The following is a 19091-nucleotide window of genomic DNA, read 5'->3' as shown; positions in this document are numbered from 1 at the left end:
GAACCGATTTCCGCCAATCGAGGGAGTGCTTGAGTATGGCCCAGACAACCGCAAGCGAAACGTCGCACGAAAGTCCGAAGGCGGCATCCGCGCCGGTCATCGCGCAGCACGCGGCGACGCTGAAGGCGCTGCCGTTCGCCGACACCAGGGACTTCGACGACGCCGCGCGCGGCTTTCTCGGCACCATCGAGAACGCACGCGTCACCTCGGCCCAGGGCAGGGTGGTCTGGAGTCTCGAGCCCTACGGATTCCTGTCCGAGGAGAAAGCGCCCGCGACCGTCGATCCGAGCCTGTGGCGGCAGTCGCGGCTCAACATGCATCACGGCCTGTTCGAGGTGGTGCCGGGTGTCTACCAAGTGCGTGGCCTCGACATCGCCAACATGACCCTGATCGAGGGTGACACCGGCGTCATCGTGGTCGACACGCTGACCTCGATCGAGGGCGCGCGCGCCGCGATGGAATTGTACTTCCGGCACCGCGGCAAGCGGCCGGTCGCCGCCGTCATCTTCACCCACACCCACACCGACCATTGGGGCGGCGCCCGCGGTGTGCTCGACGACGCTATGTTGGCGGCAGGCGTGCCGATCATCGCGCCGAACCTCTTCATGGAGCATGCGGTCTCCGAGAACATCATCGCGGGGCCGGCGATGCTGCGCCGTGCGCAATACCAGTTCGGGCCGTTCCTCGCCAAGGGCGTGCGCGGCCATGTCGACTGCGGCCTCGGCAAGACTATGGCGGCGGGCGGCGTGGCGCTGCTGCGGCCGACCGATTTGATCATCGCGACCGGCGACAAGCGCGTGATCGACGGCGTCGAGTTCGAATTCCAGATGGCGCCGAACAGCGAGGCGCCGGCGGAGATGCATTTCTTCATCCCGCGCTACAAGCTCCTGAATCTTGCGGAGAACTGCACGCACAATTTCCACAATCTGCTGCCGTTCCGCGGCGCGGATGTGCGCGATGCGCTGGCCTGGTCGAAATATCTCGGCGAGGCGTTGCAGATGTGGGGCGGCAAGGCGGAAGCGATGTGCGGCCAGCACCACTGGCCGGTGTGGGGGCAGGCGCGGATCGACAGCATGATCCGCGAGCAGCGCGACCTCTACAAATACGCGCACGACCAGACCATCCGTCTGATGAACCATGGGCTCAATGCAGCCGAGATCGCCGAGACGATCCGCCTGCCGCAGAGCCTGGAGGGTGCCTGGCACGGCCGCGGCTATTACGGCCACATCAGGCACAATGTGAAGGCGATCTACCAGAAATATCTCGGCTGGTACGATGCCAATCCGGTCAACCTCGATCCGCTGCCGCCGGTCGAGGCCGGCAAGAAATATGTGGAGTATATGGGCGGCGCCGACGCGATCCTGAAACGCGCCGCGGCGGATTTTGCCAAGGGCGAATTCCGTTTCGTGGCGCAGGCCGTCAGCCATCTCGTGTTCGCCGAGCCTGATAATCAGGCCGCGCGCTCGCTCCTCGCCGACACGTTCGAGCAGCTCGGCTATGCCGCGGAAAGCTCGACCTGGCGCAACGCCTATCTGTTCGGTGCGCAGGAGCTGCGGCAGGGCATGCCGAAGACGCCGCCGCGCTCGCCGATGCCGCGCGAGACGCTGGCTGCGCTGCGCACCGATCAGCTTTGGGACGTGCTCGGCATCCGCCTCAACGGCCCCAAGGCCGAAGGCAAGCGCATCGTGCTGAACTGGAGCTTTACCGATACCGGCGAGACCTTCGTGCTCAATCTCGAGAATTCAGCCCTGACCTACGTTAGGGGTGCGCAGGCGGCCGATGCGCAGGCGAGCTTCACGCTGGCGCGCAGCGTGCTGGACGAGGTCATCGCCAAGCTGACCACTTTCCCGGACGCCGTCGATGCCGGCAGGATCAAGACATCCGGCGAGCTGCAGCGGCTCGATGAATTGATGGCGCTGATGGACGAATTCCCGCGGATGTTCGAGATCGTCGAGCCGAAGCGGACGGCGGTGACGTGACGAAGTCATTCCGGGGCGATGCGAAGCATCGAACCCGGAATCTCGAGATTCCGGGTCTGGTCCTTCGGACCATCCCGGAATGACGTGGCACTTAACTTACGCACTGAGTTGGCAAGTATCTCAAATCCCGAGATACGCCGCCTGCACCTGCTTGTTGCCCGCGAGCTCGGCGCTGCTGCCTTGCATGATCACATTGCCGCTTTCCAGCACGTAGGCCCGCTGCACCAGCGACAGCGCGCGGCTGACATTCTGCTCGACCAGCAGGATCGCGGTGCCCATCTTGTGGATCTCGCCGATCTTCTCGAAGGTGACGTCGGTCATCACAGGCGCGAGGCCCAGCGAGGGCTCGTCCAGCATCAGAAGGCGGGGCTTCAGCATCAGCCCGCGGCCGACCGCGACCATCTGCTGCTCGCCGCCGCTCATGGTGCCGGCGAGCTGTCTCCTGCGGTCGGCGAGCCGCGGGAAGATGCTGAAGACGAGCTCCATAGTGCGCGCGCGATCCGCCTTGGCCTTCGGCGTGTAGGCGCCGATCTCGAGATTCTCCTGCACCGTCATTTCCGGGAACACCTGGCGGCCTTCCGGCACATGCGCGATGCCGAGCTCGGGGATCCGGTAGGGCGGCAGCGTGGCGAGGTCGACGCCGTCGAACGTGACCTTGCCGCCGAACAGCTTGACGAGGCCGGAGACGGCGCGCAGCGTCGTGCTCTTGCCGGCACCGTTGGCACCTAACAGGCCGACGGCTTCGCCCTCGCCAATGGAGATGCTGACATCGGTGATGGCAGGGACCGAGCCGTAACTGGCGCTGACGCGCGAGAGCTCAAGCATGGGCGTCTCCCTGCGCCGGCGGATGCACATAGGAGCCGAGATAGGCGCGGATCACTTCCGGATTCTCCACGATCTCCTTCGGCGCGCCCTCGGCGATCTTCTGGCCGTGGTCGAGCACCACGATGTGGCGAGCCACCGCCATGATCGCGCGCATCACATGCTCGACGATCACGATGGTGAGGCCGCTGGCGGAGAGCTTCTTCACCAGCGCCACCGCCTGGTCGATCTCGGCCGGGTTGAGTCCGGCCATCACCTCGTCGAGCAGCAGGATCTTTGGCTGCGTTGCCAGCGCGCGGGCCATTTCCAGCCGGCGCTGGTCGATGGTGGTGAGGTCCTTGGCCGGGGTCTGCTCTTTGACGGAAAGGCCGACGAACTCGATCGCCTCGAGCGCCTTGTTGCGCGCGGCCGCGATATGCCGGTCGCGCAGGAACGCGCCGGTCATCACATTGGCGAGCACGGTCATCGCGCCGAACGGCTTTGCCACCTGGAAGGTGCGGGCAAGGCCCAGCGCGCAGACATCATGCGGCTTGAGCCCCACGATCTCGTGACCGAAGGCGAGCACCGAGCCGGAATCCGGCCGATGAAATCCCGTGATCAAATGAAAGCTCGTGGTCTTGCCGGCGCCGTTCGGCCCGATCAGCGCGACCGTCTCGTTCTCCTGCACCGTGAAGCTGACGTCCTGCACGGCGCGCAGGCCGCCAAAGCGCTTGCTGAGACCCTTGATGACGAGTGCTTCTGCCATCGCGACGACCTCAGGCGCGCGCCGGCTTGCGCCGGGCGGTGCGGTGATAGATGTCGGTCGCGAACCCGATCAGTCCGGTCGGCCGCCACAGGATGACAGCCATCAGGATCAGGCTGTAGACCGTGAGCTGGATGCCGCCGACCGAGCTGCCGAGCCAGCTTTGCAGCAGCGCCGACGTGGTCTCCAGCAGCACGGTGCCGATCACCGGTCCCCACAGCGTGCCGATGCCGCCGACGATCGACACCAGCGCCGCCTCGATCGAGACGTTGAAGCTGAACGCGGTCGCGGGATCGATGAAGTAGATGTATTGCGTGTAGAAGGTGCCGGCGAGCGCGGTCAGGAACGCGCTGATCATGTAGATGTCGCGCTTGACCTTCGGCGCGTTGACACCGACCGCCTCGGCGGCGTCCTCATCCTCGCCGATCGCGACGAGATAGTAGCCGATCCAGGATTTCTCGATTCTGTGGGTGATCCACAGGCCGACCACGAGCAGGCCGAGCACGACGTAATAGTACGACGACTTTTCCTCGAACTGCATCATCAACGGCGCACTGCCGAGATTCGGGATCGTGGTGCCTTCGGCGCCCCAGGCGAAGTCGCGGAACTTGAGGAAGATCAGCATCAGCACCTGGGCGGTCGCGATGGTGGCGATGGTGAAATAGGGGCCGCGCAGGCGGAAGCAGAGCCAGCCGATCGGCAGGCTTGCGAGCATCGCGACCACGCCGCCCGCGATCATCCCGATCCAGGGCGAGATGCCGTAGTTCACCTGCATGATGGTGGAGGTGTAGGCGCCGAGCCCGAAATAGGCGGCGTGGCCGAGCGACAGCTGCTTGGCGTAGCCGCCCATCAGGTTCCAGGCGACGCCGATGAAGGAGAACAGCAGGATGCGGATGAAGATGTCGATCGCGAACGATGAGGTGACGAGCTGGGGCAAGGCGAGCATGACGACCGCCCCGATCGCGAGCCACAGCCATTTGAAGTTGCTGGACGTCTGCATCACCGGCCCCTCCTGGCGCCGAGCCCGCTCGGCCTGAACGCGAGCGTCAGCAGCAGCAGCGCGAACACCACGATCAAGCCGGAATCGGCGCCGACGAACTGGATGCCGAGCGATTCCGCGACGCCCATCATCAGGCTTGCGATCAGCGCGCCCATCACATTGCCGAGCGTGCCCATCACGACCGCGACGAACGCCATCAGCACGAACACCTGGCCGACGAATGGATAGGCTGAATAGAACGGCATCAGCAGCGAGCCGGCGGCGCCCGCGAGCGCCAGCGCGGTGCCGAACGCGACCGCGAACACGCGGTTCGGATTGATCCCCATCAGCATCGCGACGTCGCGGTTCTGCGATGCGGCGCGCATCGCGCGGCCGAGATCGGTGGTGTGCAGAAATACCCACAGCAGCCCGCTTAGCGCCATCGCGACCGCGAAGGCGATCAGTTTCGCCACCGGGATGTACAGCCCGCCGATATGCCACGCCGCATCCGAATAGGACGTGTGGACTGTGCGGTAATTGGCGCTGAACAACATCAGCGAAAGATTGAGCAGCAACAGCGACAGCGCGAAGGTCAGGAAGATCTGCGGCATGTCGTTCGGCCCCAGCACCCTGCGGATCAGGAAATGCTGGATCAGGACGCCGGCGAGGAACAGCACCGGCATCGAGACCACGAGCGAGACCAGTGGATCGATGCCGAACTGGGTGGCGAGGAAGAACGAGATATACATCCCGATCATCACGAACTCGCCCTGGGCGAAGTTGACGATCTTGACCACGCCGAAGATCAGCGTGACGCCGATGCTGACAAGCGCGTAGATGCCGCCGATGAGCAGGCCGTTGATCACGGCCTGGGCCAGTGTCTCCCACATGCGATGCGACCGCGGTTCAGGTCTTCATCAGCGGGGCGCGGGCGTCTTCCTTCGGGAAGACGCTGACGAGATCGGTGTTTTGCCACTGCACGCCGACCGGGCGGCCGTAGACGTTCTTGCCGTCCGGCCCGAACTTCACCTTGCCGCCCGGCGCCATCGCAGCAAAGCCCGAGGAAACATCGAGCGTCGAGAGCGCCTCGCGCACCTTCTTGGGATCGGCGGAGGCGGCGCGCTCCAGCGCGTCGGCCAGCATGAAGGTCTGCGCGACCAGGCCGCCGGCATATTCGAACGCGAACTCGCCGGTGCGCTTCTTGAATTCGGCATTCACCTTCTGCGCGTCGTCGCTGACGTCGTGGTTCCAGTGCGCAACGCCCTGCAGGCCCTCGGCGGCATTGCCGACATTCTTGTAGAAGTCCGGCATCACGAAGCCGCCGGAGCCGCCGTTGATCGCGATGTTGAGCCCGACCTGCTTCACGGTGCGCACGATCAGGATGAGGTCGTTGAGATAGGACAGTGAGAACAGCGTGTTGGCGCCGGAGGCCTTGACCTTGTTGATCAGCGGGCTCGCATCGGTGAAGCCGGCCGAGTAGGGCTCGAACATCACGATCTCGACGCCTTCGCCCGGCGCCAGCTCCTTCAGCCCGTTCGAGGTCGAGGTGCCGAACGCGGTGTTCTCGAAAATGACGGCGACCTTGGCCTGCTCGCTGACCAGCTTGGCCATCTGCAGCTGCGCCTTGGCAAACTGCGAAGCGCGCGCGAACGGCGTGAAGGTGTAGGTGCGTCCCTTGTTGAGCTGATCGGAGCTCGATCCGGTGATGATCGGGACCTTCGCCCGTTCGCAGACTTCGCTCGCGATCAAGGTCAGCGCGCTGGCATAGCAGCCGTGGATCGCCGACAGCTTGTTGCCCGTGATCAGGCGGTCGGTCTCGGTGCGCGTCACCGTGGTGTCGCTCTGCACGTCCGAGACGATGAGGTTGAGCTTGGCGCCGCCGAGCGACTTGATGCCGCCGGCCTCGTTGACCATGTCGACCGCGAGCTTGGCCGCAGCCACGCAGCCGACGCCGATCTGCGCCATGCTGCCGGTGGTCGGATAGAGCGCGCCGATGTTGATCGGATCGGCCGCCCAGCCGCGCAGCGGAACGGCGCCGAACGCGCCTGCCGCCAGCACGCCGCCGGTCTTGGCGAGGAATTTGCGGCGGTTCAGCTTGTTTTGTGAGGCTCTGGTCGGTGCGGCATTATTAATGGCCGACGGCTTGCGGTCCCCTGTCATGGCGTTCCCCCTGCGCGATCACGGCACGGTTGCTCCGTCCGCTCGCTTATTATTTTTTGCTCAAGCGCGGCGCATAAGAGCACGTAATTCGGCATTCGCAAAGGCGATATCAGCCGAACTGATGGGGAAACCTGTCATCGCTGGTGCGTCGCAGCAATCGTGCGACGCGCGCATGCGGAGTGTTTTGCTGCGTGACAGTTGCCGCCGCGCACGACGGTATTATTGACAATCGAACGACCCGACGGACCGCACGGATGGTGCCGGCCGGCCCGCCGGATCATTCGATCGGCCGCTGCAACTGCTACTCTGCGCTGGCCACCAGCTTGAAGCGCGGCTCGGCTTCCATCAGGCCGCGGAAGGCGGCGAGATAGTCGAGCGCCATGCGCCGCGCGGTGAAGCGGGTCTCGAACTGCTTGCGGATCGCGTCGCGATTGAGCGTTCCTAGGCGGCCGACGGAGGAGATCGCACTGATCTCGTCCTCGACGATGAAGCCGGTCAGGCCATCCTCGATGATCTCCGGCACCGAGCCGCGGTTATAGGCGATGACGGGCGTGCCGCAGGCCATCGCTTCGATCATCACGAGGCCGAACGGCTCCGGCCAGTCGATCGGAACCAGGAGCCCGATCGCGCCGCTGAGGAAATCCGGCTTCTCGCGGTCGCTGATTTCGCCGATGAACTCGACCAACGGGTTGCTGGTGATCAGCGGCTTGATCAACTCATCGTAATATTCCTGGTCGGCACGATCGACCTTAGCCGCGATCCTCAGCGGAATGCCGCAGCGGGTTGCGATCTTGATCGCGCGATCGACGCCTTTCTCCGGCGCGATGCGCCCGAGTACCGCGAGATAGGACGGCTTCGCCGGTTGCGGCGTCAGCAGATTCTCCGGTAGGCCGTGATGGATGGTGCGCACCCAATGCGCCTGCGGCACCGGCCGCCGCTGCGCGTTGGAGATCGAGATCACCGGAATCTTCGAGAAGGTGTTGAAGACCGGCTGATGCTCCGGCAGGTCGAGCCGTCCGTGCAAGGTGGTGACGAACGGCGTCGGCTGCCGCGCGAACAGCGACCACGGATAATAGTCGAGATGGCAGTGCAGGAAGTCGAACTCCTCGTCGTCGGCCTTCTGCCGCACGCGTTCCAGCATCACCATGTGGAGCGCATTGGGATCGCGGACCGAGCCGTCGAGCCGCAGTGCCTTCGGCCAGGTCGCATCGAGCTTCGCGGAGGTTTGAGAATCGCCACTGGCGAACAACGTCACGTCATGTCCAAGTGTTACAAGTTCTTCGGTCAGCCAGTGCACGACCCGTTCGGTGCCGCCGTAGAGCTTGGGGGGAACAGCCTCCGTCAGCGGGGCAACCTGCGCGATGCGCATCTCTCCGTCTCCTGTTTGTAATGTGGAATGAACTACCCTCAGCCCTCAGATGGCACCGACATGCCAAAGACGGGAACGTTCTCGCACGTGCGAGGTTCCTTAGATGTGGGAGATCTGCCGCTTCTTTCTTCCATCACACTGTGGTCTTGCTGATGCCATCACGCTCCAACACGGTTTTGCCTATGCCAGCGTTGCAAAATTGTTGCGCAGTGATGGCTGCATCAAGGAATCCCACCGCCGCCCTTCACGTCATCGTGCGCGAGAGCTTCGACTAGAATTTTCTCGTTCACCTTCAACAGCTTTGCAGGACGTCATGGACCATCTGTCAGGATACGCGCATCGTCCGTTTCCCTTTGTGTTGCGCTATCTGCGCCGGCGTCTGCCGTCGCATGTTGTGATTTTGTCAGCCGTTGTTGCGGCGGTTGCCTGCTCGGTAGGCACGCAATACGGCGTGAAGAATCTGGTCGATGCGCTGTCGGCAGGGCCGTCGGCCGCGAACGGCGTATGGCTGGCATTCGCTCTGCTCATGTCACTGATTGCAGCCGACAACTTCCTGTGGCGGATCGCGAGCTGGACCGCGAGCTACACCTTTGTCAGCGTCACCGGCGATCTTCGCCGCGACATGTTCCGCCATCTCACCGGCCACGCGCCGAGCTATTTCACGGACCGGCTGCCGGGCATGCTGACCAGCCGGATCACGGCGACCTCGAACGCGGTGTTCACCGTCGAGAATATGTTCGTATGGAACGTGTTGCCGCCCTGCATCGCGACCTTCGCGGCGATCGCCCTGGTTGGAACAGTCAGCGTGACAATGTCAGCAGTGCTGATCCTGATCGCCGGAACCATGGTGGTGGCCATGTTCCGCATCGCCGCCGCCGGCCGGCCGCTGCATGACGATTTCGCCAACAGGGCGGCCGCCGTGGACGGCGAAATGGTCGACGTCATCAACAACCTGCCGCTGGTACGCGCGTTCTGCGGCCTCGGCTATGAGCACGAACGCTTCGATGCGACCGTCAATCGGGAACTCGTCGCGCGTGGCCGTTCCCTGCGCTACCTCGAGAAGCTTCGTCTCATTCACGCCGGCGTGACCGTCATCCTGACCATCGCGATGCTGGCCTGGGCGCTCAGTCTCTGGCAGCAGGGCGCGGCGACCACCGGCGATGTCGTGCTGGTCTGCACGCTCGGCATCTCGATCCTCAGCGCCACCCGCGATCTCGCGGTCGCGCTGGTCGACGTCACCCAGCATGTCGCGCGGCTGACCGAGGCGCTGGCGACGCTGCTGCAGCCGCACGAGCTGAAGGACCATCCGGAGGCCGAGGCGCTGGTGAAGAGCGGCGCCGCGATCGCCTTCAACAACGTCTCGTTCCGCTATCCCGGCGGCCTGCAGGTGTTCGAGCGCTTCAGCCTGCGCATCCAGCCCGGCCAGCGGGTCGGCCTGGTCGGCCACTCCGGCGGCGGCAAGTCAACACTGTTTACCCTTCTGCAGCGCTTCTACGACGTCGAGCAGGGCAACATCACCGTCGACGGCCAGGACATCTCGCGCGTCACGCAGCAAAGCCTGCGCGCCGCAATCTCGGTGGTGCCGCAGGATATCTCGCTGTTCCACCGTTCGATCCTGGAGAACATCCGCTACGGCCGGCCGGACGCCACCGACGACGAGGTGCTGCGGGCGGCGATCGCGGCGCGCTGCGACTTCATCGAAACTTTGCCCGAGGGCATGAACACCATCGTCGGCGATCGCGGCGTCAAGGTCTCCGGCGGCCAGCGCCAGCGCATCGCGATCGCGCGCGCCTTCCTGAAGGATGCGCCGATCCTGCTGCTCGACGAGGCCACCGCGGCGCTCGATGCCGACTCCGAGGAGGCGATCCGCGAGGCGTTGTCGCGGCTGATGCGCGGGCGTACCGTGGTCGCGATCGCGCACCGCCTCGCGACGTTGCGCAGCTTCGACCGCGTGCTTGTGCTGCAGGGCGGCCGGATCGTCGAGGACGGTCCGCCCGATATCCTCGTGAAGGGAAGGGGCCCCTACCGCGACCTGGTCGCGCGTGAAATGGGCCGACTTTCCACCAGCGCGGCCTGACCCCGCGTCGTCAAGTGCGTTTGTGCGTTCCGGTGCGTTCGTTCGAACCAGGATACGGGCCAAGCAAAGTCGCCAGAGGTTCAGATGGCAGCTGACGTCGTTACGCAGATCATCACCGCTCGCATCACGGAGCACGTCGCCGAATCGCCGTTCTACATTCCGATGACCGGGCCCGCGGCGCGGCCGCGGCGCTCGCTCAAGCATGACGACACCTTCATCGTGCTCGACAGCCATGGCGACATCGGCGCCTCGGCCGGCGGGCCGGACGGCCTGTTCAACGCCGACACCCGCTACCTGGCGCGGCTGGAAATGGTGCTGGAGGACGTGCAGCCGCTCCTGCTCGGCTCCAACATGCGCGACGACAATTCGGCGCTGACGGTCGACCTTACCAATTCCGACGTCTATCGCGACGACCGCCTCACGCTGCCGAAGGACACGCTGCATATCGTGCGCTCGATCTTTCTGTGGCGCGGCACGGCCTATCAGCGCATCGGCCTGCAGAATCACGGCGATCATGCCGCAAGCTTCGATCTCACGCTGCTGTTCGACAATGACTTTGCCGATCTGTTCGAAGTGCGCGGCGAGCGCCGGCCGCGGCGGGGCATCGGCTCGAGCAAGCTGCTCGGCCCGACCGACGTGGTGCTGGAATATTGCGGCCTCGACGAGCAGACGCGGATCACCGCGCTGCATTTCGATCCGCGGCCGACGCGGCTGTCGGTCAACGCGGCGACCTATCATTTCGATCTCGAGCCGGGGCAGGTCACGTCGCTGTTCGTCGCGGTCTCCTGCAACAAGCCGATCATGCAGAAGCCGGTGCCGTTCTTCCGCGGCCTGCTGGCGCATCGCCGCGAGATGCGGACTTCGTCGGCCGGCGCAGCCAGCATCGAGACCTCGAACAACATCTTCAACGAGGTGCTGTGCCAGGCGATGGCCGACCTCAACATGCTGATGACCGAGACGCCGCAGGGCCGTTACCCCTATGCCGGCATTCCCTGGTATTCGACGACGTTCGGCCGCGACGGGCTGATCACCGCGTTGCAGATGCTGTGGGTCGATCCACGGATCGCCAAGGGCGTGCTGAAGCGGCTCGCGCTGTTCCAGGCCAAGGCGGTCGATCCGCTGGCCGATGCCGCGCCAGGCAAGATCCTGCACGAGATGCGCGGCGGCGAGATGGCCGCGCTTCGTGAGGTGCCGTTCGCGCATTATTATGGCAGCGTCGATTCGACTCCGCTGTTCGTGCTGCTCGCCGGGCTCTATCTGGAGCGCACCGGCGATTTGGAGACGCTGCGCGAGCTGTGGCCCGCGGTCGAGGCCGGCTTGCAATGGATCGACGGCCCCGGCGATCCCGACGGTGACGGCTTCGTCGAATATCAGCGCGCCACCGAGGAGGGGCTGCGCAATCAAGGCTGGAAGGATTCGTTCGACGCCATCTTCCACGCCGACGGAACGCTTGCCGAGGGCAATATCGCGCTCGCGGAAGTGCAGGGCTACGTGTTTGCCGGCAAGCAGCTTGCCGCGCGCGCGGCGCGCAAGCTCGGCTTTGCCGACAAGGCTGCGAAGCTGGAAGCCGAGGCCGAGCGGCTGCGCGAGCGGTTCGAGGAAGCATTCTGGTGCGAGGAGCTCGGCACCTATGCGGTCGCGCTCGACGGCGCCAAGCAGCCCTGCAAGGTGCGCACGTCGAATGCCGGCCAGGCATTGTTTTCCGGTATGGTGCGGGAAGACCGCGCGCGGCGGGTCGCCGCCGATCTGATGAGCCAGAAGTTCTTCTCGGGCTGGGGCATCCGCACCGTCGCCGCGGGCGAAGTGCGCTACAACCCGATGTCCTATCACGACGGCTCGATCTGGCCGCATGACAATGCGCTGATCGCGCTCGGATTTGCCCGCTACGGCCTCAAGCATTCGGTCGCGCATCTGTTCAAGGGCCTGTTCGACGCCGCGAGCTATATGGAACTGCGGCGGCTGCCGGAATTGTTCTGCGGCTTCCGCCGCGAGCGCCGGCGCGGCCCGGTGCTCTATCCCGTGGCCTGTGCACCGCAGGCCTGGGCGAGCGCGACGCCGTTCACGCTGCTGGAGGCGGCGCTCGGCCTCGAGTTCGACACCGCGCGCGGCGAGATTAGGTTGCGCGATCCGCGGCTGCCGGAGTTCCTCAACGACGTGGTGCTGCGCGACCTCAGGCTCGGCGCTTCCAGCGTCGATCTGAGGCTGCGCCGCCATGACGACGAGGTGTCGCTCGAAGTGTTGCGCACGCGCGGCCAGATCCAGGTGTCTATCGTGCTGACGCATTGAGCGTCGTCGCGCGGCATGCGTGCGCCGGGAAATCGCGGGGAGGGTAACATGCGTCCGAGGATGATGATGATGCTGGTCGCAGCGGCGCTGCTGGCATGCGCGGGTGTCCGGGCCGCCGACGACGAAGCGCCGGCGCCTGCACCATCGCCGCCGGCCGTGCAGGCGCCGCCAGCAACGCCAGCAACTCCTGCGCCGCCGGCAGCCCAGGCGCCGCCAGCAGCCTCTGCGACGCCGAAGGAGCAGGCGAAGGAGCCCTCAAAGGAATCGTCCAAGGAACCGTCCAAGGAACCGTCGCCGCCGCCGTCGGTGACCGTGATCGGTGCTCGCGATGCGCACGGCATTCTCGGGCGCGACGTTCGCAGTTCCGCCAATGAGAACATGGGCCGTATCGTCGACGTCATTGTCGACCGCGACGGCAAGGTCCGCGCCGCAGTGATCGATTTCGGCGGCTTCCTCGGCGTCGGCAGCCGCAAGATCGTGGTCGATTGGAACGCGCTGCGTTTCGCCGGTGTTTCCAGCAAGAGCGACAGCATCACGCTGGACCTCAACAAGCAGCAGGTGAGCGCTGCGCCCGAGTACAAGGAAGATACGCCGCTGATCGTGCTGGGCGCGGCGGGAAGCCTGCATCCATGGGATTACGAACATTAGGGGGGTAGAGCTGGTCGCGCGTCCGAACTCTTCTTTAGAGACGGTTGGCGACGATCGTGGCGAGCGATCAGCCGGCAGCACCAACGTTGTGTCAATTGTCCCCGATCAGCCCACTCCGGAGGAACCGCGCGGGCCGTCGCGGGAAAGCCAGCGCGGCCTCGACTGGTTCATCTTCTTCCTGGCCGACGTGCAGACCGGCTTCGGCCCGTTCGTCGCGGTCTATCTGACGACGCAGAAATGGACCCAGGTCGAGATCGGCTTCGTGCTCTCGATCGGCGGCATTATCGGACTCTTGGGCCAGATGCCCGGCGGAGCGATCGTCGATGCGGCGCGCTCCGAGCGGGTCGTTGCGGGCTGTGCGGTGGCCGCGATCGGCGCCAGCGCGTTGGCCTACGCGCTCTGGCCGATCTTTCCCGTGGTGACGCTCGCCGCGACGCTGCACGCGCTCGCGAGCTGCGTGCTCGGTCCGGCGATCGCCGCGATCAGCCTCGGCCTGGTCGGGCCGCTTGCGATCGGCGAGCGGCTCGGCCGCAATGCGCGCTTCGCCTCGCTCGGCAGCGGCTCGGCCGCAGCACTGATGGGCGCCTGCGGCTATCTGCTGTCGAGCCGCTCGGTGTTCCTCGTCACCTTCATCCTGGCGATCCCGACGCTGTTGTCGCTGGCCCGGATCCGCGAGCGCGAGATCGACATCGCGCAGGCCCATGGCGAGGTGAAACGGGAAGTCCCCGACAAGCGCGCCACCAGCGTCGTCGGCCTGGTGCGGCAGCGGCCGCTCTTGATCTTCGCCGGCGCGATGATGCTGTTCCAGCTCGCCAATGCCGCGATGCTGCCCTTGATGGCGGGCGTGGTGACGACACGGTCGAGCCAATGGGCGCCGGTCCTGATCGCTGCCTGCATCATTGTGCCGCAGGCGATCGTCGCGCTGTCCTCGCCGTCGGTCGGCCGCAAGGCCCAGGCCTGGGGGCGGCGGCCGCTGTTGTTGATCGCATTCGCCGCGCTGGCGATCCGCGGCCTGTTGTTCGCGACGGTGCGCGACCCTTATGTGCTGGTCACGGTGCAGATTTTCGACGGCATCACCGCGGCGATCTTCAGCGTAATGGTGCCGCTGATCGTGGCCGACATCGCCTTCGGCAGCGGCCATTTCAACCTGGCGCAGGGCATTGTCGGCACCGCGGTCGGCATTGGCGCGTCGCTCAGCACGGTGCTGGCCGGCTATGTCAGCGACAAGCTCGGCAGCAGCACGGCCTTCATGGGCCTCGCCGGGATCGCCGCATTCGGGCTGTTCGTGATCTGGCTGGTGATGCCGGAGACGCGGCGGACGGCATGATGGCAGGGCGCAACCGCGGCACCATTGGCCGCCACCGACCAGACTGGGATACGGCTACCGGTCGGTTTTGCTGCGCGGCACCCTTTCTCCTGCATGTGCCGTCATATATGAGTGAATACATAAGTGATTTGCTGCTGGAACGAGTCCGATGGTCCCCAGGAGCGAGTTCGCGCGTTGGACCGTGGCGGCGATTAATCAATCCAAAATCGCGGTCTGGTACGGGGTTGACGGAGCGCGGGCAGGCATTTCGACCGAGGAGCGGCATGGTACATCGAACGACGACGGCGCAAACCACCGGAGCGATGCGGCGTTGGGGCCAACCCGCCTTTGTGACTTTCGCAGCGATGGTCACACTTGCGTCACTGACCGGTGGCGTCGCGGCGAAAGAGCAGCGTCCCGCGGCAGCCGTCGAGGCGACCGCGCCGCGCACCGCTGGCGAGCCGATCATGGCGATCGTGTCGATCAAGGCCCAGAAGGTGACGCTCTACGACGCCGAGGGCTGGATCTACCGTGCGCCGGTCTCGAGCGGCGTCAAGGGACGCGAGACGCCGGCCGGCGTCTTTGCGCTGATCGAGAAGGACAAGGACCACCACTCGACCCTGTATGACGATGCCTGGATGCCCAACATGCAGCGCATCACCTGGAACGGCATCGCGCTGCATGGCGGGCCGCTGCCGGGATATGCGGCCTCGCACGGCTGCGTCCGGATGCCCTACGATTTTGCCGAGAAGCTGTTCGACAAGACCCGGATCGGGATGCGGGTGATCATCGCGCCGAACGACCCGGCCCCGGTCGATTTCACCCATCAGGCGCTGTTCGTGCCGAACGCGCAAGCCATTGCGGCAGCTCCGGCGCGCGCCGAGAAGCTCAGCCGCGAGGCCGCGGATGCCGCCAAGGCAGCCGACGAGGCGAAGAAGGCTTCGATAGCCGCGACCAAGGAGGCCGCACTGTTCACACCGGCGTCGCTGCGCAAATTGCAACAGATCAAGACCCGTGCCGATGCTGCGGTTGCGTTGGCCGACAAGACGCTCGCCGCGGCCAAGACCGACCAGGCCAAGGCGCGCGCCGAGGATCTGAAGCAGAAGGCGGTGGCCAAGGCCGCGGAAGCGACCACGCAGTTCGAGGCCGCCCAGGGCGACGCCAAGCCGAAGCTCGACGCCGCAGCCGCCGCCAAGGACGCCACCAAGGCGGCCGAGACCAGGAAAGCCGATACCCAGAAGGCGGCGACCGAGGCGAAGCTCGCGCTGGAGCCGGTGTCCGTCTACATCAGCCGCGCGACGCAGAAGCTTTACGTTCGGCGCAACACCCACAAGCCGTGGGCTGATGGCGGCGAAGTGTTCGACTCGAGCATCGAGGTTCCAGTCACGATTCGCGATCCGGACAAACCGATCGGCACGCACATCTACACGGCGATGGCACGCAACGACGCGGGCGGTCTGCGCTGGACCGAGGTGTCGATCGACGACGGCGACAGCGCCAGGAACGCGCTCGACCGCATCACCATCCCGCAGGATGTGCTGGATCGCATCGCGCCGACCGCCGTTGCGCGCTCTTCGATCATCATCTCGGACGAGCCATTGAGCGCCGAGACCAACTATCGCACCGAATTCGTCGCCGTTCTGAGCAACCAGCCTCAGGGCGGTTTCATCACGCGCAAGCCGACCCGGCCCATGATGACCGACGACATGGTTGCGAGCAGAGACGACGACGGTTTCGGCTTCTTCTATCAGCGCAGCTGGAATCCCCAATCGGGCACCCAATACGGTACTCCGTATGGCAGTCCCCAATACAGCAATCCTCAGTACGGCAATCCCCAGATTTACGGTAATCCGCAAGCGGCCAATCCGCGCCGGCGCGGCGGCCAGTACTTCTGGCAATCGCAACAGGACTGGTAGCGGGGCGTCGAGGACGCAGGCCACAACGAGCGGCCGGGGCGTGAGATCAGCATTGCAGCGTTGGGCGGCGGCGTGATGTCGCCGCCCAATCGCATTGTGCGGTTGCCCGTCTTACGGGCGAGCTTCCAGGATCAGGTTGAACGGCGTTTCCGCGGCGCGGCGGAACCGCGAGAAGCCGCCCTGGCGCGCCACCTCGCGCAGTCTTGCCTCTCCGGCCTGCGCGCCGAGCGCGAGCCCGACCTCCTGGTCCAGCGACGCCGGCGTGCAGATCATCGTCGAGGCGGCGTAGTAGACGCGCCCGATCGGATTGAGGTTGTCCTCCAGCCGGTCGTTGGCGAACGGCTCGATCAGCATGCAGGTGCCGTCGTCGGCGAGGGTGGAGCGGGTATGCTTGAGGGCGCCGACCGGATCGCCCATGTCGTGCAGGCAGTCGAAGAAGCACACCAGGTCATAGCCCTTGGCCGGGAATGTCTTGGCGGAATGCGTTTCGAAATGAGCGCGGTCCGACAATCCCGCCTCCCGCGCGGACTTCCGCGCCGCCTCGATCGAGCCCTCGTGATAATCGAAGCCGTAGAAGGTTGATTTTGGAAACGCCTCCGCCATCAATCGCGTCGAGACGCCGTGCCCGCAGCCGACGTCGGCGACGACGGCGCCTTTCTTCAGCTTGTCGACGACGCCCTCGAGCGCCGGCAGCCATTCCTGCTCCAGATAGTGCTTGTAGCTGGTGCGGAAGAAGCGGGCGGTGCCGCAGAACAGGCACTCGCTGCGCCTGTTCCAGCCGACGCCTTTGCCGGTCTTGAAGGCGTCGGTAATTTTTGGCTCATCGAGAAAGGTCGCGCCGACCAGGCTTCCGACGGCGCCGAGGAAGACCGGGCTGTCCTCGTCGGCCAGCGCGAGCGCCTGCTCGGGCAGCATCGAGAATTTTCCGGATGCCTTGTCGTACTCGATGTAGCCGGAGGCCGCCTGCGCCGACAGCCACTCCTGGATGTAGCGCTCGGCCGTTCCCGTTGCCTTGGCCAAGGCCGCGGCATTCATCGGCCCGCCCTGCGCGAGGGCCCTGTACAGCCCGAGCTTGTCGCCCAGCAGCATCAACGAGGCATTCATCGCCGCGCCGACATCGCCGATCATCTTTCCCATGAATGAATTGAGGCGCTCTTCGTTGACGTCCATGATGTTCCTCCATCGCAATCGCGTTTGGCCAAAAGTCATCATTCGCAATTTCACGCATGCGTCGTCGTCCAGCCGTGTGGCGACGTGATTGCCTGAAAGGTTCGGTGCAATGACCCGATTGTTACCGGGCCGGTGGGATCCCACAAACGCCGGGGTTCACAAGCCCGCGAGGCGAGCCGCCTACGCCATCACGCGCGGCATGATCAGCCTTTTGTACAGCGCACCATAGCAGGCGGCCGACAGGTCCCAGCTGTAGGACTTGGCCATCGCGCTGGAGCGCATGGCGTTGAGCCGGTCCTTGACGCGGTAGGCGTCGAAGGCGCGCCTGACGCCGCCGAGGAAGGATTCCGCCGACGGCTGCGCGAACAGGAAGCCGGTCTCGCCGTCGGCGATGGTTTCCGCAAGCCCGCCGGTCTGGTGGCCGATCGGCAGCGAGCCGAAGCGCTGCGCATACATCTGGCTGAGGCCGCAGGGCTCGAAGCGCGACGGCATCAGGGTGAAATCGCTGCCGGCGAAGATTCGGCGCGCCTGCCCATCGTTGAAGCCGATGATCACGCCGATCGCATCGGGCCGGCGGCGATGCGCGGCCACCAGCGCATCCTCGATGGCCGGCTCGCCGCTGCCGGTGACGACGATCTGTCCGCCGTCCCTGACGATCTCGTCGGCGGCCGACAGCACGAGGTCGACGCCTTTCTGATGCACGAGGCGGGCGACGAGGCCAAAGATCGGCCCGCGCGAGACCGCAAGGCCGAACTGACGGCGGACATAGTCGGCGTTGGCCTGCTTGCCCTTCCAGTCGCCGGAGCCGAACGGCTGTGCGAGCTGCGCGCAGTGGCGCGGGTCCCAGCTCTCGTCGATGCCGTTCAGGATGCCGGTCAGCTGGTCGGCGTCGGAGCGCACCCGGAGCAGGCCTTCCAGGCCGCAGCCGAGCTCTGCGGTCGTGATCTCCCTGGCATAGGTCGCGCTGACCGTGGTCAGATGCGAGGCGTAGACGAGGCCGCCCTTGAGGAAGGAGAGCTTGTCGTAGAACTCCAGCCCGTCGATGTGGAATGAGCTTTCCGGTGCGCCGATCCGTCGCAGCGAGTCCTTCGGAAACAGGCCCTGATAGGCGAGATTGTGGATGGTCAGGATCGAGGGGATCCGCGCGCCGCGCCAGGCGAGGTAGGCCGGTGTGAGCGCGGCCTGCCAGTCGTTGGCGTGTACGAGGTCCGCTGCCCAATTCTTGTCCAGTATCCCGGCTGCAAGTTCGGCAGCGGCGGAGGCAAAGCGGCCGAAGCGGATGTCGTTGTCGGGCCAGTCGCGGCCGGACTCATCGCCATAGGGATTGCCCGGCCTTTCGTAGAGTTGCGGGCACAGCAGCACGTAGACCGGAAGTCCGTCCCTGGTCGACGCACGCCCGAGCGTGCAGGCCGGCATCTCGGCGAGCGCTCGGCATTGCCCAACGATTTCAATATGCGTGAACTGTTCGACCACATCCCGGTAGCCGGGAAGCATGATCCTGACGTCGCTCCACGGGCGGAGCGCCCGTGGAAGGGCGGCGGAAACGGCGGCGAGCCCGCCCACGCGGACGAAATCGTCCATCTCCGTCGTGACGAATAAGACCTTCAACAAGCGCCCTCGTTCCAGCCCGTGACATG

14 protein-coding genes are annotated in these 19091 nt (G+C 65.4%); 6 read left to right on the top strand and 8 right to left on the bottom strand.

What is annotated here, in order from left to right; all coding sequences use genetic code 11:
- Nucleotides 1–35: 35 nt before the first annotated feature.
- Nucleotides 36–1979: an alkyl/aryl-sulfatase gene (locus J2R76_RS15470; protein WP_141340347.1), complete on the top strand. Its 1944-nt coding sequence runs from the start codon at nt 36–38 to the stop codon at nt 1977–1979.
- A gap of 120 nt (nt 1980–2099) precedes the next feature.
- Here J2R76_RS15470 and J2R76_RS15465 read toward each other — a convergent pair whose 3' ends face one another.
- The 6 genes from J2R76_RS15465 to J2R76_RS15440 form a co-directional block, all read right to left on the bottom strand.
- A complete protein-coding gene (locus J2R76_RS15465) occupies nt 2100–2804 on the bottom strand; it encodes an ABC transporter ATP-binding protein (protein ID WP_200844601.1) in 705 nt (234 codons plus the stop codon).
- Nucleotides 2797–3546, bottom strand: a complete 750-nt coding sequence (locus J2R76_RS15460) for an ABC transporter ATP-binding protein (protein WP_076827049.1) — start codon at nt 3544–3546, stop codon at nt 2797–2799. The genes J2R76_RS15465 and J2R76_RS15460 overlap by 8 nt, the downstream gene beginning before the upstream one ends.
- Before the next feature lie 10 nt (nt 3547–3556).
- Entirely contained in the window at nt 3557–4543 is a 987-nt protein-coding gene (locus J2R76_RS15455) for a branched-chain amino acid ABC transporter permease (RefSeq protein ID WP_076827047.1), read from the bottom strand.
- Entirely contained in the window at nt 4543–5412 is an 870-nt protein-coding gene (locus J2R76_RS15450) for a branched-chain amino acid ABC transporter permease (RefSeq protein WP_028334343.1), read from the bottom strand. The genes J2R76_RS15455 and J2R76_RS15450 overlap by 1 nt, the downstream gene beginning before the upstream one ends.
- A gap of 16 nt (nt 5413–5428) precedes the next feature.
- Nucleotides 5429–6682, bottom strand: a complete 1254-nt coding sequence (locus J2R76_RS15445; RefSeq protein WP_057017536.1) for an ABC transporter substrate-binding protein — start codon at nt 6680–6682, stop codon at nt 5429–5431.
- A gap of 301 nt (nt 6683–6983) precedes the next feature.
- Nucleotides 6984–8051, bottom strand: a complete 1068-nt coding sequence (locus tag J2R76_RS15440; RefSeq protein ID WP_057017535.1) for a glycosyltransferase family 4 protein — start codon at nt 8049–8051, stop codon at nt 6984–6986.
- A 313-nt stretch (nt 8052–8364) separates the two neighbouring features.
- Here J2R76_RS15440 and J2R76_RS15435 point away from each other — a divergent pair, with 313 nt between their 5' ends.
- The 5 genes from J2R76_RS15435 to J2R76_RS15415 all read left to right on the top strand — a co-directional run bounded on the left by J2R76_RS15435 (nt 8365) and on the right by J2R76_RS15415 (nt 16284).
- Entirely contained in the window at nt 8365–10128 is a 1764-nt protein-coding gene (locus J2R76_RS15435) for an ABC transporter ATP-binding protein (RefSeq protein WP_076827043.1), read from the top strand.
- Nucleotides 10129–10212: 84 nt separating this feature from the next.
- Complete coding sequence (locus J2R76_RS15430) at nt 10213–12414, top strand: amylo-alpha-1,6-glucosidase (RefSeq protein ID WP_141340345.1); 2202 nt, start codon at nt 10213–10215, stop codon at nt 12412–12414.
- 60 nt (nt 12415–12474) lie between these two features.
- Nucleotides 12475–13062, top strand: coding sequence for a PRC-barrel domain-containing protein (locus tag J2R76_RS15425; RefSeq protein WP_141340353.1), 588 nt, complete (start codon nt 12475–12477; stop codon nt 13060–13062).
- A gap of 88 nt (nt 13063–13150) precedes the next feature.
- A complete protein-coding gene (locus J2R76_RS15420) occupies nt 13151–14389 on the top strand; it encodes an MFS transporter (RefSeq protein ID WP_141340344.1) in 1239 nt (412 codons plus the stop codon).
- A 263-nt stretch (nt 14390–14652) separates the two neighbouring features.
- Nucleotides 14653–16284, top strand: coding sequence for a L,D-transpeptidase (locus J2R76_RS15415; protein WP_141340343.1), 1632 nt, complete (start codon nt 14653–14655; stop codon nt 16282–16284).
- 111 nt (nt 16285–16395) lie between these two features.
- Here J2R76_RS15415 and J2R76_RS15410 read toward each other — a convergent pair whose 3' ends face one another.
- The gene (locus J2R76_RS15410) at nt 16396–17454 is read right to left on the bottom strand and encodes a class I SAM-dependent methyltransferase (protein WP_200844600.1); all 1059 of its coding nucleotides are present in this window, start codon (nt 17452–17454) and stop codon (nt 16396–16398) included.
- Between the two features lie 180 nt (nt 17455–17634).
- Nucleotides 17635–19062: a glycogen synthase GlgA gene (glgA, locus tag J2R76_RS15405; RefSeq protein ID WP_141340341.1), complete on the bottom strand. Its 1428-nt coding sequence runs from the start codon at nt 19060–19062 to the stop codon at nt 17635–17637.
- Nucleotides 19063–19091: the final 29 nt, after the last annotated feature.

Origin of the sequence: Bradyrhizobium sp. USDA 4532 (genome assembly GCF_024171315.1) — a bacterium.
GTDB classification, from domain to species: Bacteria; Pseudomonadota; Alphaproteobacteria; order Rhizobiales; family Xanthobacteraceae; genus Bradyrhizobium; species Bradyrhizobium australafricanum.
This window is presented reverse-complemented; position numbering and strand designations above follow the sequence as displayed.

Bases quoted from the DNA above. Each gene is read 5' to 3' on its own strand.
- J2R76_RS15435 (WP_076827043.1), top strand. From the start codon at position 8,365: ATGGACCATCTGTCAGGATACGCGCATCGTCCGTTTCCCTTTGTGTTG.
- J2R76_RS15425 (WP_141340353.1), top strand. From the start codon at position 12,475: ATGATGATGATGCTGGTCGCAGCGGCGCTGCTGGCATGCGCGGGTGTC.
- J2R76_RS15410 (WP_200844600.1), bottom strand. From the start codon at position 17,454: ATGGACGTCAACGAAGAGCGCCTCAATTCATTCATGGGAAAGATGATC.
- J2R76_RS15445 (WP_057017536.1), bottom strand. From the start codon at position 6,682: ATGACAGGGGACCGCAAGCCGTCGGCCATTAATAATGCCGCACCGACC.
- J2R76_RS15465 (WP_200844601.1), bottom strand. From the start codon at position 2,804: ATGCTTGAGCTCTCGCGCGTCAGCGCCAGTTACGGCTCGGTCCCTGCC.
- J2R76_RS15460 (WP_076827049.1), bottom strand. From the start codon at position 3,546: ATGGCAGAAGCACTCGTCATCAAGGGTCTCAGCAAGCGCTTTGGCGGC.
- J2R76_RS15430 (WP_141340345.1), top strand. From the start codon at position 10,213: ATGGCAGCTGACGTCGTTACGCAGATCATCACCGCTCGCATCACGGAG.
- J2R76_RS15470 (WP_141340347.1), top strand. From the start codon at position 36: ATGGCCCAGACAACCGCAAGCGAAACGTCGCACGAAAGTCCGAAGGCG.
- J2R76_RS15455 (WP_076827047.1), bottom strand. From the start codon at position 4,543: ATGCAGACGTCCAGCAACTTCAAATGGCTGTGGCTCGCGATCGGGGCG.
- J2R76_RS15415 (WP_141340343.1), top strand. From the start codon at position 14,653: ATGGTACATCGAACGACGACGGCGCAAACCACCGGAGCGATGCGGCGT.
- J2R76_RS15450 (WP_028334343.1), bottom strand. From the start codon at position 5,412: ATGTGGGAGACACTGGCCCAGGCCGTGATCAACGGCCTGCTCATCGGC.
- J2R76_RS15440 (WP_057017535.1), bottom strand. From the start codon at position 8,051: ATGCGCATCGCGCAGGTTGCCCCGCTGACGGAGGCTGTTCCCCCCAAG.